12 protein-coding genes, 2 tRNA genes and 1 riboswitch are annotated in these 13,087 nt (G+C 61.7%); of the genes, 9 read left to right on the forward strand and 5 right to left on the reverse strand.

Annotated features, from left to right (window positions below):
- Nucleotides 1-10: 10 nt before the first annotated feature.
- On the forward strand, nucleotides 11-871 hold the full coding sequence (locus tag NUH88_RS21940) for a branched-chain amino acid aminotransferase (RefSeq protein WP_257769025.1): 861 nt from the start codon (nucleotides 11-13) through the stop codon (nucleotides 869-871).
- A gap of 47 nt (nucleotides 872-918) precedes the next feature.
- Here NUH88_RS21940 and NUH88_RS21945 read toward each other — a convergent pair whose 3' ends face one another.
- Both NUH88_RS21945 and NUH88_RS21950 read right to left on the reverse strand, forming a co-directional pair.
- Entirely contained in the window at nucleotides 919-1,860 is a 942-nt protein-coding gene (locus NUH88_RS21945; RefSeq protein WP_257769026.1) for an ABC transporter substrate-binding protein, read from the reverse strand.
- Nucleotides 1,861-1,875: 15 nt separating this feature from the next.
- On the reverse strand, nucleotides 1,876-2,646 hold the full coding sequence (locus tag NUH88_RS21950) for an ABC transporter permease (RefSeq protein WP_372743532.1): 771 nt from the start codon (nucleotides 2,644-2,646) through the stop codon (nucleotides 1,876-1,878).
- Between the two features lie 49 nt (nucleotides 2,647-2,695).
- Nucleotides 2,696-2,799, reverse strand: a riboswitch (TPP riboswitch).
- A 113-nt stretch (nucleotides 2,800-2,912) separates the two neighbouring features.
- On the opposite strand from NUH88_RS21950, the gene NUH88_RS21955 reads away from it, so the two are divergent.
- From NUH88_RS21955 to NUH88_RS21970, 4 genes are all read left to right on the forward strand, one after another.
- The gene (locus NUH88_RS21955) at nucleotides 2,913-4,394 is read left to right on the forward strand and encodes an NAD(P)-binding domain-containing protein (protein WP_257769027.1); all 1,482 of its coding nucleotides are present in this window, start codon (nucleotides 2,913-2,915) and stop codon (nucleotides 4,392-4,394) included.
- Entirely contained in the window at nucleotides 4,391-5,557 is a 1,167-nt protein-coding gene (locus tag NUH88_RS21960) for an acetoin utilization protein AcuC (protein ID WP_257769028.1), read from the forward strand. Before NUH88_RS21955 ends, NUH88_RS21960 begins: the two co-directional genes overlap by 4 nt.
- 40 nt (nucleotides 5,558-5,597) lie before the next feature.
- Complete coding sequence (locus tag NUH88_RS21965) at nucleotides 5,598-6,068, forward strand: DUF192 domain-containing protein (protein WP_257769029.1); 471 nt, start codon at nucleotides 5,598-5,600, stop codon at nucleotides 6,066-6,068.
- An 86-nt stretch (nucleotides 6,069-6,154) separates the two neighbouring features.
- Nucleotides 6,155-6,231: transfer RNA gene (locus NUH88_RS21970), tRNA-Pro, on the forward strand.
- A gap of 142 nt (nucleotides 6,232-6,373) precedes the next feature.
- On the opposite strand, the gene NUH88_RS21975 is transcribed toward NUH88_RS21970, so the two are convergent.
- Together NUH88_RS21975 and NUH88_RS21980 are read right to left on the reverse strand one after the other, a co-directional pair.
- Nucleotides 6,374-6,730: a cyclic nucleotide-binding domain-containing protein gene (locus NUH88_RS21975; protein WP_257769030.1), complete on the reverse strand. Its 357-nt coding sequence runs from the start codon at nucleotides 6,728-6,730 to the stop codon at nucleotides 6,374-6,376.
- Nucleotides 6,727-9,384 carry a hypothetical protein gene (locus NUH88_RS21980; RefSeq protein WP_257769031.1) on the reverse strand — a complete coding sequence of 886 codons (2,658 nt, stop codon included), beginning with the start codon at nucleotides 9,382-9,384 and terminating at the stop codon, nucleotides 6,727-6,729. The genes NUH88_RS21975 and NUH88_RS21980 overlap by 4 nt, the downstream gene beginning before the upstream one ends.
- Before the next feature lie 354 nt (nucleotides 9,385-9,738).
- Between NUH88_RS21980 and NUH88_RS21985 the strand changes: the two genes are divergently transcribed.
- From NUH88_RS21985 to NUH88_RS21995, 3 genes are all read left to right on the forward strand, one after another.
- Nucleotides 9,739-10,278 carry a CC0125/CC1285 family lipoprotein gene (locus NUH88_RS21985; protein ID WP_257769032.1) on the forward strand — a complete coding sequence of 180 codons (540 nt, stop codon included), beginning with the start codon at nucleotides 9,739-9,741 and terminating at the stop codon, nucleotides 10,276-10,278.
- Nucleotides 10,279-10,385: 107 nt separating this feature from the next.
- Nucleotides 10,386-10,700, forward strand: coding sequence for an ETC complex I subunit (locus tag NUH88_RS21990; RefSeq protein ID WP_257769033.1), 315 nt, complete (start codon nucleotides 10,386-10,388; stop codon nucleotides 10,698-10,700).
- Nucleotides 10,701-10,726: 26 nt separating this feature from the next.
- Nucleotides 10,727-10,803: transfer RNA gene (locus NUH88_RS21995), tRNA-Arg, on the forward strand.
- A gap of 14 nt (nucleotides 10,804-10,817) precedes the next feature.
- On the opposite strand, the gene NUH88_RS22000 is transcribed toward NUH88_RS21995, so the two are convergent.
- Nucleotides 10,818-11,627, reverse strand: a complete 810-nt coding sequence (locus NUH88_RS22000) for an IclR family transcriptional regulator (protein ID WP_257769034.1) — start codon at nucleotides 11,625-11,627, stop codon at nucleotides 10,818-10,820.
- Between the two features lie 235 nt (nucleotides 11,628-11,862).
- Here NUH88_RS22000 and NUH88_RS22005 point away from each other — a divergent pair, with 235 nt between their 5' ends.
- Nucleotides 11,863-13,086 (forward strand): acyl-CoA dehydrogenase family protein, encoded by a 1,224-nt coding sequence (locus NUH88_RS22005; protein WP_257769035.1) that lies wholly within the window; start codon nucleotides 11,863-11,865, stop codon nucleotides 13,084-13,086.
- Nucleotide 13,087 lies beyond the last annotated feature (1 nt).

The raw sequence follows: 13,087 nt of genomic DNA on the forward strand, positions 1-13,087 counted from the left end.
AGTCTGCAGAATGAAACAAATATTCTTCTATCGCGGTGAATGGCTATCAAACGAACCGATGGTCAGCGGTCCGCTTCAGATTTCGTTCTGGTCCGGAAGCTCGGTCTTCGACGGGGCGAGGGCCATCAAGGGAGCACTTCCGGATATCGGCTTGCATGCGCAACGCGTGGTCCGCTCGGCAAAGGCGATGTTGCTCAATCCGGGGCTGGAAGCGAAGGAGATCGAGAGTCTCTGCCGTGACGCCGCCGCACGTCTACCGGCAGACCGGGACTATTACATCCGGCCAATGTTCTACTCGACGGGCCAGGGCGTTGCCCCGGAAGGGAACGACACGGAGTTCGTGCTTGCCGTCTTCGAGGCGCCGTTGCCGGATCCTATTGCAGGAGGTGCCTGCCTCTCGAGCTTCCGGCGCTGCGCGGTCGACCAAGGGCCTACGAACGCAAAGGCGGGCTGCCTCTATCCGAACGGGCAACGGGCGCTCTTGGAAGCGCGCGACCGGGGCTTCGACCTGCCTGTTCTTCTCGATCCGAATGGAAACGTCGCGGAATTCTCGACGGCGAACATCTGGATCGTGAAGGACGGTGTCGCGAAGACGCCGGCGGCGAATGGAACGTTCCTCTCAGGCATCACGCGCCGCCGTCTGATCAGGCTCCTGACGCAAGACGGCATTCCGGTCGAGGAAGCGGTGCTGTCGCCAGAGGATCTCGCGACAGCGGAAGAGATCATCGTCTGCGGCAATTTCGGGAAAATTCAGGCGATCGACCGCTTCGAGGACCGGATGCTGACCCCGGGACCGGTCTTCGAGCGGGCACGTGCGCTCTATATGCAGTTCGTGGAGAGCGAGCGGCAGGTGCCTGCCGCCGCCGAATGATTTATGGCCCCGCGCGTCCCGTACCGGACGCGCGGGGAAATGGATCGCTATTGCAGTTCGGTCGCGTAGGCGGTGACGTCGGTCGGTTTCGTCACAAGACCGGTCTCCCGCATGAAGGCTTCGAAGCGGCGATAGCGCCCGCTATCCAAGGCCGCCGGGCGGAGTGCGAAGCGGGGCAGGGTGTCGCGCCAGGCACGCTTGTTCAACTCGTCGTCCAGGTCCTTGCGGCCGTCGATAAAGGCCTCCCAAGCCTCTCCCGGATGGTTCACGAGATATTGCGTCGCCTTTTCCACCGCAGCAAGAAAGCGCTTGAGGCGCTGGTCTGAGAGACTATCCCGGTGCGCGACATAGATCAGCTCGTCATAGGGCGGCACGCCTTCCTCCTCGACGAAGAAGGCCCGGCCCGGCTGGCCGACAATGTCCATCTGGTTGAGTTCGAAATTGCGGAATGCGCCGATCACCGCATCGACCTGGCCTGAAATGATCGATGGCGAGAGCGAGAAATTGACGTTCACCAGCTCGACGTCCGAAAGCGCGAGACCGTGCTTTTTCAGCATGGCGCCGAGCAACGCATCCTCGAACCCTCCGACGGAGAATCCGACCTTGCGGCCCTTCAGGTCCGCGATGGTCTTCACCGGGCCGTCCTTAAGCGCCACCAGGGTGTTGAGCGGAGTCGCCACCAGGGTTCCGAAACGCACCAGCGGGAGGCCTTCGGCGGCCTGGATGTGCAGCTGCGGCTGATAGGAAACGGCAATGTCCGCCTTCTTAGCCGCGACCAGTTTCGGCGGGTCGTTCGGATCGGCGGGTGCGATCAACTCCACCTCGAGACCCTCCGCGGCAAAGAAGCCTTTGTTCTCGGCCACTATCAGCGGGCCGTGATCCGGATTGACGAACCAGTCGAGCAGGACCGTCAGCTTATCCGCGGCTCTGACGGGGGCCGATCCCAGGACAAGAAGCGCGACGAGGAGCGCGGCGGTGCGGGTGAACATTCAGTTTCCTCCAGTTCAGTTATAGGCGGTATCTGCGGCCGGCCGGGCTTCGCCGGCCTGCCAGGGCATCGCGGCCCTCAACAGGACATCGACCCCGTAGTAGAGCGACAGGGCGAGGATCGAGAGGGTAAAGAGTGCGGCGAACATCAGGTCGATCTGAAGCCGCGCATTGGCGTGCAACATCAGGTAGCCGAGCCCCGAGCTGGAGCCGACCCACTCTCCGACCACGGCGCCGATCGGCGCGACCGCCGTCGCCACCCTGAGGCCCGAGGCGAAGGCGGGAAGGGCTGCCGGAAGGCGGACATGAAGCAGCAGGTCGAGACGCCCCGCGCCGAGCGTGCGGGCGCAGTCGATGAAGAGCGGGTCGGTTCGGCGCAGCCCATCGAACATTGCGGCGGTGACGGGGAAGAAAATGATCAGGGCCGCCATAGCCACCTTGGAGGCCATTCCGTAGCCGAGCCAGAGCACGAGCACCGGCGCCAGCGCGAAGACCGGCACGGCTTGGCTGATGACAAGTACCGGAAGCAGCCATGGCCTGACCCGCGCCGACCAGCTCAGTGAGAGCGCCGCCGCGGCACCGAAGAGCGTACCGATGCCGAGCCCAAGGAGAATCTCGGCAAGCGTCGTTGCGGCGTGCGGCAGAATGAGGTGGGAACTCTGCCAGAGAGCTTCGGCGACGAGTGCCGGTCCCGGGAGGATGTAGGGCGGCGTGCCGCTGAGGCTGACGACGCCCTGCCAGAGCATCAGCAGTCCGGCCGCGATTACGATGGCGCGGATCATCGCCATGTCGTGGACCGACTGGGATACCGATATGCTGAAACGTGCGGCCTAACGCCGATGGACATCTGGCTCTCCCTCCGCCGGCATTACCCGGATCAGGTTAAGGGTCGTTCCTTATGGAACCTCTCAGCCGCCGGTGCGGCTCCCCTGAACGGACCCGATAATGAGTGAGCTTTTCCGACATGGCAAGCGGGTGAAGCGCGCGCCTCTGGATGAGGGAACGAAAGCGCGCTACCTAAGATAACCAGTACCGATTTTCTCGCGGAGGTCATGTGAGCGACGCCGGACCGGCCATAGGACTGGATGCACTTGAAGCGCGGGTCCGCGACGATCTGAGGATCATTTCCTACCCTGACGGAAACTGGGTTCCGGAGCGGCGCGGACCGGACGGACGCCCGGTGCTTGATGTCCTGGTGATCGGCGGCGAGCAGGGCGGCCTCGCGATTGCCCATGCATTGAAGCGGGCGCGTATCGACCGCGTGCGGATCGTCGACCGCGCGCCGGAAGGCCTGGAAGGTCCGTGGATGACCTACGCCCGGATGCCGACGCTGCGATCTCCGAAGGAGGTGAACGGGCCGGACCTGGATATCCCGTCCCTGTCCTTCCGCGCATGGTTCGTTGCCCAGCACGGCGAGGCGGAGTGGTCGGCGCTCAACAAGATTGCGAAAGAGGACTGGGCCTCATATCTCCTCTGGCTGAGGCGGGCGCTTGATATCCGTATTGAAAACGGGATCTCGGCGGAACGGATCTCGCCGTCGGATTTTGGTGATCTGGTTGCAGCGGAACTCGTGGATATGGCCTCCGGCGCAAGGGAATCCGTGCTCGCGCGCAAGATCGTCGTCGCGACCGGTATCGAGACGCCCGGCAAATGGTGGACGCCGGAAGAGGTCGCGGCGCTTGACAGAAGCTATTGGGCACACGCCTCCGCGAACATCGATTTCGAGAGCTTGAAAGGACGTCGGGTCGCTGTACTGGGCGCCGGCGCATCCGCATTCGACAATGCGGCCATGGCTCTGGAGGCGGGCGCGGCGCGGGTCACCGTCTGCTGCCGGCGTGAGGATCTTCAGAGGGTGCAGCCCTTTAAATGGCTGTCGTTTCCCGGATTCCTCGGGCATTTCGCCGAGCTTGACGATTCCTGGCGCTGGCGCTTCATGAACCACCTTCTGACACTGCGCGAAGCATTCCCGCGTGAAACCTGGGAAAGGGTGGCGAAGCACGAGGCGTTCGAGCTGTTGACGGGGGCGCCGTGGCTCTCCTGCCGCGCTGCGGGCGGCGGGGTTGAGATCGAGACGCCGGGACAGACCTTCGAGGCCGACTACCTGATCGTCGGTACCGGCTTCGACATCGACCTTCCCGCGCTTCCCGAATTTTCCGATATCGCGGCGAATGCGGCGCTCTGGCGCGACCGTTTCCATCCGCCGGCGTCCGAGGAAAACCCGAGACTGGGGCGTTACCCTTATCTCGATTCCACGTTTGCCTTTCAGGAACGCGTCCCCGGCACTGCGCCGTGGCTCAGCCATGTGCGGCTTTTCACCTTCGGCGCGACCGTCAGCTTCGGCCCCTCCGGTTCTTCGATCAATGCGATGAAATTCGCTGTGCCGCGGCTCGTCTCCGGCATTGTGAGGGATCTCTTCACGGAGGATGTGGAGCAGCACTGGGACAGCCTGAAGGACTATAATCTGCCTGAGTTTCTGCTTCCCGGCGAAAATGGGGAAGCTGCACCTCAGCAGCCTGTCATCGGCAGGACCGCATGAGCGCCGAGGTTTCGCAATTCGACCCGCCGTCGAGTGCGCGGATCCCGGCGTCGTTCCCGGACCGGCCGTTCATGATCGGCAGCGAGATCTATCGCCGTTCGCGATACGGCGTGAAACACCCGCTGTCGATCCAGCGCGTGACCCCGGTCATGGACCTGGCTCGCGCCCTTGGCCTGGTGGGCGAGGACCGCTTCGTCGACAGTCCCATGGCAACGCCGGAAGAGCTCTCCCGGTTTCATGCGCCGGATTATGTTGCCGCCATTATGCGGGCCGAGAGGGACAGGCAAGTCAGCGACGCGGTGAAGGAGAAATACAATATCGGCCGGGCCGGCAACCCGGTCTTTCCGGAAATTTTCAGCCGGCCGGCAACCGCCGCCGGCGCTTCCCTTCTGGCCGGCCGGACTCTGGCGGGTGTCGAGCGTGGGATCATCCATTCACTTGCCGGCGGCACCCATCATGGGCGGCCTGACATGGCCTTCGGCTTCTGCTTCTTCAACGATCCGGTACTCGGAATCCTGGCGATGCTCGATGGAGGGCTGTCGCGGATCGCCTATGTCGATCTCGACGCCCATCACGGCGATGGTGTGCAGGATGCCTTTCACGACGAGGACCGCGTGCTTACCGTATCCATCCACGAGGAGGACCGCTGGCCGCGAACCGGTCCGGCGGACGACCGGGCGGGTGGCATGGCCCGGAATTTCCCGGCGCCAAAGGGTCTGAACGACACGGAGTTCCGGTTTCTCGTGGCGGAGGGCGTCCGGCCGATCGTGGAAAGTTTCGGGCCGGACGCCATCGTGATCCAGAGCGGCTGCGACGCGCTTGCCGACGATCCGCAAAGCAAGCTGGAGCTTTCGAACAACGCACTTTGGGAGGCGGTCGACCGGCTCGTCCGTCTGGCTCCCCGGGTTCTGGTCCTCGGCGGCGGAGGCTACAATCCCTGGGCGGTCGCGCGGTGTTGGACCGGCATCTGGGCCGCCTTGAACGGACAGGACCCGCGGGGGATTGCGCTCAATGCGGAAAGCGAAAGCGTGTTGCGCGGTCTCTTCTGGAACCATAGCCGCGGGCGGAACCCGCCGGAACACTGGTTCACGAGGCTCGCCGACGCCCCGAGGGAAGGGGCTGTCCGGCAGGAGGTGGTCGACTTGGCCCGAGCGGTCCTTTAGGAGAGGCGCGGAAGCACGTAACGGGGGGCGCGTCGGGAGAATGGAAAGATATGGCTGGAAAAGCCTTTTCGGTGTCTGCCTCGCGTTATTGTTTGTCGTGGGGACCTGCCTTGCGGCCGATCAAGGCAAGACGTCGCCGCTCGTCATCCATAGCGGCGGCAATGAGCATGTCTTTTCTGTCGAACTCGCCGACACGCCGGAGGCGCGCGCAGAAGGGCTGATGTATCGCAAGCAACTCGCCCTCGATGCGGGGATGCTGTTCATCTATCCCAGCAAGTCGCGAGTCTCCATGTGGATGAAGAACACATATGTCAGCCTCGACATGCTGTTTCTGGACCGGGATGGCACCATCCTGCATATCGCTGAACGCACGGTTCCGCAGTCGACAGCCGTGATTTCCTCGCGCTTCAGGGTAAAGGCAGTCCTGGAGCTCTTGGCGGGGACTGCCTCGAGGCTCGGCTTGAAGGCGGGAGATCGCGTGGAACACACTGCACTGGCTGTGGCGAAGTAATCTCCGACGGAAATCGTCAGGCGAGGCACTGCATTGTTGCGCCAGCCGCGCAAAACCGTTACCTAGCGAGCGCCTTCGGGCCTTGTCGGGGTGTAGCGCAGCCTGGTAGCGCATCTGCTTTGGGAGCAGAGGGTCGGCGGTTCGAATCCGTCCACCCCGACCATTCCTCTACGGTTATTTGAGGAATTTTCCACACCGCCGACAGTATCGCCGACTTCGCAGCGTTACGGACGCTTCTTATCTTATTTGCCTGAGCGCGAAAGCTGAGAACCGTCATCAATGCGGTTGATGGGGCCGCGCGCGCCTTATGTGACGTCAGCCGGGATCTCTTCGGGTATCGAACGGCGGATGAGCTCTTCAATCCAGCGCTGCAGAAACGGCTCCAGCCCGTCTAGGCGTCTGCGAAAATCCTCACCGGGCACGGCTTCGAGTACCGTTCCGTCTTGTGCCGCGATCGCTGTCGCGGTGCGTTTTCCGTTGTCGAGGATGAAAGCGTATTCGCCGAACAACTCACCGGGCCCGAATTCGGCAATGACGTCGTTTTCCCGGTCTATACTCGGGACGATCCGGACCTTGCCTTCAACAACGAAGAATGCCTCTTTAGCGGCCTCGCCGGTCCCGAAGACGAGTTTTCCTTCCTCAAAGCGCTTGGTTCTGCTCACGATCCGCTTCCCTCGTCGTAGCGATGTCGGCCAGGATTGAAATAGAGATCGCGCAACGAGCGCGTTCGCCAGGCCTCCGGGCTGACCTCGTTGAGCGAGCCGCGATGCAGGCCGATATTGAAACGGCTTAGCGAATAATAGGTGAAGCTCGAAAGCATCAAGATGATGAAACCGATCTGAACCTTTGTCAGAACCGCTTGCGCCCAGAAAAACGTGCCGAGTTCGGTGTCGAGCGGGCGCAACGCAGTCGATTTTCCTATGCTGATCCCGACGAGAGCATCCTGGATTGAGAGACTTTGCGCTTGGGGCTTTCTCCAGAACGCATATTGAATGCGGGCGCCCAGGCGATCGTTCGGAGCGGAATACCCTTGGCTGGCATGGACGAGATGGAAAAAATCGCTCCTCCATCTCGGAGTAACCGGAAGAGGGCCCTGTGCCTCCAGATACTCAAGTGCCATGATCGCGGTTCGGTGTTCCTGCCGCGAGAGATGCAGGATCTTTCGCGCGTCCCCCAACAGGACGGAAACCGTTCCCCGGGTCTTTCTTGGAAATTCATCCAGCTCTAGCGTGTCGAAGGACTTCCGAGGCTTGCCGGCAGACGCGTCGGCCGTTTCGGTCGCCAGCAAGCCGGGCTTCATGAGGTGTTGCGTTCCCGCTGCCTGAGCGTTTTGGCTCTCCGCGGGAGTGAAGCGTCGCCGATACTCTGTGATCTGAGTCAGGAGTTCAGCGGATCGCATCTGCGTATCCGATGGAGTCCGGCTTTTCCAAACCGCATCGAAGATGTCGCGATCGCTGACAGCGTCATCGTGGCGGAAGGGAAACAAATCAACCGCACGGCATACGGTTGGAACGTCCAGCACCAACCGTGTCAGCTCCCGTTCCCAGCTGCAGTAAGCCGCATATTTGACTAGGATATGTTCGATGTCGGCGGGCGCGCCGGCATGCAGTTTCTCGGAGGTCAGTGAGAGTATGGGCGCGAGATTCACGATGAACAGTCCGGCAAACAAAGCTGTCCCGTGTTTCCACCAGGTCATCTTCCATGACGAAGAGCTGTGCGGCCAGCGCCGCACCGGTTCCTCGACCCTGACGTCCCATGCTTCCCGGATGAGATAGCGCCGGTCTCGGCGCAAGCGGTTGAGGAAAAAAACGACCGCGCCGGCATAGACGCCGGCCCCAGCCCCCCAGGGCGCCATTCGAAGCACGACATCCGGTGGAGTGGCCCATGTGCCGGAGAGTTGGGTGAAGAGGAACGACATTCCGGCTACCGAAAAGACGACCCCCATCAGGCTCGCGACGACCACGCCTGTCGTACGGTCCAGAATCTTGCCCGAGAGGGAATACGAGACCTTCTGTCCGACGAGAAAAATCATTACCGGAAGGAAGAAGGCAAAAAGTCCGTAGAAAACCCAATAAAGAATATGGTCGGTCTGAATGTTGCCGCTGAGATACCCGATCGCTCCTTTCCAATTCACAAACAGTCCGGACAACCACAAAAACGCCGGCGGGAGCATTGCGCCAATGGCAATCGAGCCTGGAACAACGGCCAATAACAAGACCAGTGGGCGAACCGGGTCGGGATAGAATCTTTTGTCTTCGAGGCCATTTGCGCCAAGGTATTGCAGGTCGCTCCAGACATCCTCGTCATTGTCGTTTGCCGACAGGAGCAAGGCCGCGAATGCCTGACATACGCGATCGAGGAGATGTGTAAGTTCGGTCTTCACCAATTCGCGATCCGGGACGAGGCCGTCGTCCGGATTTGATTGGGGTTGTTTGCCGGATTGCGCTTCGTTCAACGCGCGGACCCGCTGCCAGTTCAAGGCAAAGCTTCGTTTCAGTCCGGGCCAGTCAATCGCCGCGTCCTTGAAGAACTCTCCGGCCTGGCCGAACTGCTCGCGCTGCGACAGCCGCCACATCAGATAGTAGTTCACCGCCCATTGCCGTTCGATCGAGCCGAATGGCTTCTGGAAATGGCCGGGCGAGGGGCATGGGTCTTCCGGCTTAGGGGCTTCCCGCATTTTTTCCGGAGAACGGCAATTCTGAGATCCCAATAGGGAATCGGAGCCAAGCATATCGAAGAAGTCGGCGTCCCGCGGGACAACCGAGGCAACGGCATCGGTCAGCCTGTGGAACTCTTCGGGAATAGACGCTGCATGCAGAAGCATGCGCCTGAGCCAGGTAAACGGATTGAGCTGGAAATCCTGGCTGACGAGCATGCTGATAACGGCGGCCGCTGTTATCGCCATGATGTTCTTTATGGGAGTTTCTTCAGACGGGGATCCGGCGGAATCGCCGCTATTCGGCGCCAGATTGCCGAGCTTGTTCACATCGTTCATGACCTCGGGGATGAAAGCTGCGGCCAGAAACAGAACGCCCGCCGTTCCGACAAAGATCGCTTTTGCCGTGGTCAAGGCATCGCGCCGGGTAATGAAACGGGCGCGGAAGCCGTTTTCTATGGTTTCGCGGATTGCGCGGTTAAATGCCTGGCTTCCCGTGTAGATGACGGCGGCCAGACCAACGAAGATCAGAATGCCGGTGAGGATCGTGCCTCCTTCGGCATTTTCCGCCGCGTTCACCGGGGAGGCGGACAAAAGGAGTATGCCCGCGCTCAAGAGCACGGTTCCCAACTTCGCGATCCCGACCGTTTTTCTCCGCATGTTTCCTCTTTGGCCGAGGACAATTCTTCACGCAGGGCCTGATTGGCGTCGCGCGAAGAGATGAAATTAATTTTCAATTAATGATAATCTTTTTCTGAATTCGAACGATGAAAATATTTTCGAAGTTTCGCAGGGCTGAAAAGAGAAGTGGCTCGCCGATTTTGTCGTACGTCAGTTCGACCATTTATTTGAAACGCGCGAGAGACAGGTTGGCGGTACGCGAGATTTCAACGCAATGTGAAGGTATTGCGAGCGGGGGAAGCGGTCTCCCGGCTGGTAATTGCGAATGAGACCTATTATCTTTTAGCCTGAAGGATGCGATGTCCAAGCGTTGCAGAAGGATGGGGGCTCAACATGGAAAACCGCAATCCGGGATGTACCCGCAGCGTATTGGCGTCACTTGCGGTGACGTTCTTCCTGCTCGCAGGCTGCACCACGCCAACGCCTTACGCGCCAGCAACGGACCGGTTCGGCTATCGGGAAAACGCGATCGAGAGCGACCGGTTCCGCGTCAGTTTCCGGGGCAATTCCGCGACCGATCGGGAAACTGTCGAGACATATCTCCTCTATCGGGCGGCGGAGCTGACCCTGGAAAAGGGCGGAACCTTCTTCACCGTCGTTGCCCGCGATCTCGAAAAGAACAAGCGGTACGTCCATCACACCTACTATCCGTTCGCCTATAGCGGCTACGGCGCGTACGGCTATCACGGCGGCTATTACTTCCGCAGTTCCTTCGCGCACGGAACCTCGGACAGCATCGCCATCACCCGCTACGAGGCGATCGCCGAGATCGTCATCGGCGGCGAGGAACTCCGGACGGACGGTCCGAGCGCATACGATGCGCGTGAAGTGCTGGAAAACATCGGCCCCCGGGTCGAGCGCCCCCGGAACTGAACGCCTGCCGCATTGACCTCCGCGTGCCTTTGAGCGATACGGAACCAAAGGCAGGCCCTTCGGGCGCCTGAAAGGTCCGTAAGGACCTCGGGGACGAGGAGAGAGAGATGACCGTACGGATCTACCGGCCGAGCAAGTCGGCGATGCAGTCCGGCCGCGCCAAGACCAGGCGCTGGGTGCTGGAGCCCGAACTCGAAACCGCGCGGCGGCCTGAGCCTCTGATGGGCTGGGTCAGCAGCGGCGATACCAAGAACCAGATCCGGCTGACCTTCGAGACCAAGGAAGAAGCCGTCGCCTATGCGAAGAAGCACGGTCTCGATTACATCGTCCAGGGCGAGCATAACCGCAAGCTGAAGCCGAAAGGCTATGCGGACAATTTCGCCGCCGAACGCTTCGCGACCTGGGGCACCTGGACCCACTGAGATTTCCCGCGTTTCACGCTTTTTGCGGCCCCGTAGCTCAACTGGATAGAGCACCGGACTTCTAATCCGACGGTTGCAGGTTCGAGTCCTGCCGGGGTCGCCATTCCTCGCCGCGCCTTACATGCCGGCCGAAAACCTGACATTCCGCGCCATTTCGACCAGCCTCGGGCCGAGCTCGTTCTCCAGACGCTCTTTCGAGAGGAGATAGGCGGGACCGCCGCAATTGAAGGCGAATACCGGGTCGCCGAGATTGGGGCTGCGGAACGGGACGCTGACGGCGTGGACGTCGGGCTGCCAGTCGCCGAGATTGGCGTAGAAGCCGCGCTCCCCGATCTGCGTAACCGCATCGGCAATCACGCCTTCGACATGATCCCAATTAGACGGATCGGTCTCGGCCCTGATCTCTTCCATGACGGAGACGCGCTCGTCCGGTGGCAGGGAGGCGAGATAGGCGCGCCCCATGGCGGTGTCGGTCAGCGACACCCTTGAGCCCACTCCGAGGAGCAGGGACACCATTCCTGAACTGCGCGCGCAGGAAACGTAGAGCATGCTGGTGCCGTCACGCACGCCGAGAGCGACGAGGACGCCGGAGCCGGCATGGTCGGCGAGATCCTGCATGTAGGGCTGGGCGATCTCGCGGACCTTCATCCCGGAGAGACAGGCGTACCCGAGTGCAAGCACTGAGGGGCCGAGTTTGTACTGCCCGAGATCTTCCGCGTAGATGAGATAACCGAACTTGGCGAGCGTGAAGGTGAGGCGTGAGACCGTCGCTTTCGGGATACCGCTGCGTTTCGAGAGCTCCTGGTTTCCGAGGAACGTGTCCTCGTGCTGGAAGCAGCGCAGAAGCGTCAGCCCCTTGGCGAGAGACTCCACGACTTGACGGTCGTCCTGGGTGCCCTCTGGAAGGTTCGTCCGGCGGTTCGTCATCTGGCCTCGCAATCCAAGGGGTAATGCTCTCATCCGAGTGGTCTACGGCGCAATCTAGCAAAAATGTATGCGTGTTTCACACAGTGAAATATGGGGTCCAATTTTGATTGTTCGGACTCCTTACGCGTGATAACGACTCTGTCGGCGCGCCGGGATTACTGCTTGGCGCCGTCTCTCTTTCCGGAGCTTCCGGCAGCGGCCGAACGCTTCGGCCGCAACCGCATCGGACCTTGCCATGACCGAGATAGACACACAGCGGATCCTGACGGACGCCGCTCTCGACTGGACAATCTGGCCCTTCTTCGACGACTCGCATCGTGCGCTTCAGACGCGCATCAAGACGGAGCTGGCCGCCGATCTCGCGGACATCGTCGAAGACGAACACAAAGGCACGAGCGGTGCCGACGAGATCAGCGTTCGGTTCGTGCGCCGCCTCGGCCAGCGCGGCTGGCTCCGCTTTGCGGTGCCCGCGGCATATGGCGGCGTCCACGACGAGCTTGAATCCCGATCCCTGGTGATGATGCGCTGCGCCCTCGGCGAGTTGAGCGGCCTCGCCGATTTCGCTTTCGCGATGCAGGGGCTCGGTTCGGCGTCCGTCTCGCTATTCGGTTCGGAAGAGCTGAAAAGCGCGCTGTTGCCGGATGTCGCGACAGGCGACCGGATCGCTGCCTTCGCGCTGTCGGAACCCAATGCCGGAAGCGATGTCGCGGCACTGGAAACCGTCGCGACGCCCGATGGCGATGGGTTCGTTCTCAACGGCCTCAAGACCTTCATTTCCAATGCCGGGATCGCCGATCACTACGTCACCTTCGCGAAGATCGAGGGCATCGAGGGACGCCGCAACATGGGGGCCTTTGTGATCGAAGCGGACACGCCCGGCCTGACGGTCGCGGAGAAGATCGACGTGATCGCGCCGCATCCGCTTGGCGCCCTCAGGTTCGAGGATTGCCGGGTGCCGGCGGCGCGGATGCTCGGCGCGCCCGGCGACGGTTTCAAGATCGCCATGGCGACCCTCGACATCTTCCGTCCAACCGTTGGGGCGGCCGCGCTCGGGTTCGCCCGCCAGGCCTTCGCACACGGAATGCACCGGGCGCTGACCCGGCCGATGATGGGCCAGATGCTCGGCGAACATCAGATCACCCAGACCAAGCTCGCGGAAATGGCCCTGGCGCTCGAATCCTCTGCGCTGCTGATCGCGCGCGCCGCGTGGGCCAAGGATCGCGGCGAGCACCGCACGACCCGCGAGGCGGCGATGGCGAAGCTCCAGGCGACGGAAGCGGCGCAGCATGTGATCGACGCCGCGGTGCAGCTCTGGGGCGGTCTCGGCGTCGTCTCGGGGATGCCGGTAGCCCGGCTCTATCAGGAGATCCGGGCGCTGCGAATCTATGAAGGGGCGAGCGAGGTCCAGAAGCTGATTATCGGACGCCATTTGCTGTCTTGCATGCAGGAGAAGAATTGAG

The sequence above is a fragment of the Nisaea acidiphila genome (assembly GCF_024662015.1).
GTDB lineage: Bacteria > Pseudomonadota > Alphaproteobacteria > Thalassobaculales > Thalassobaculaceae > Nisaea > Nisaea acidiphila.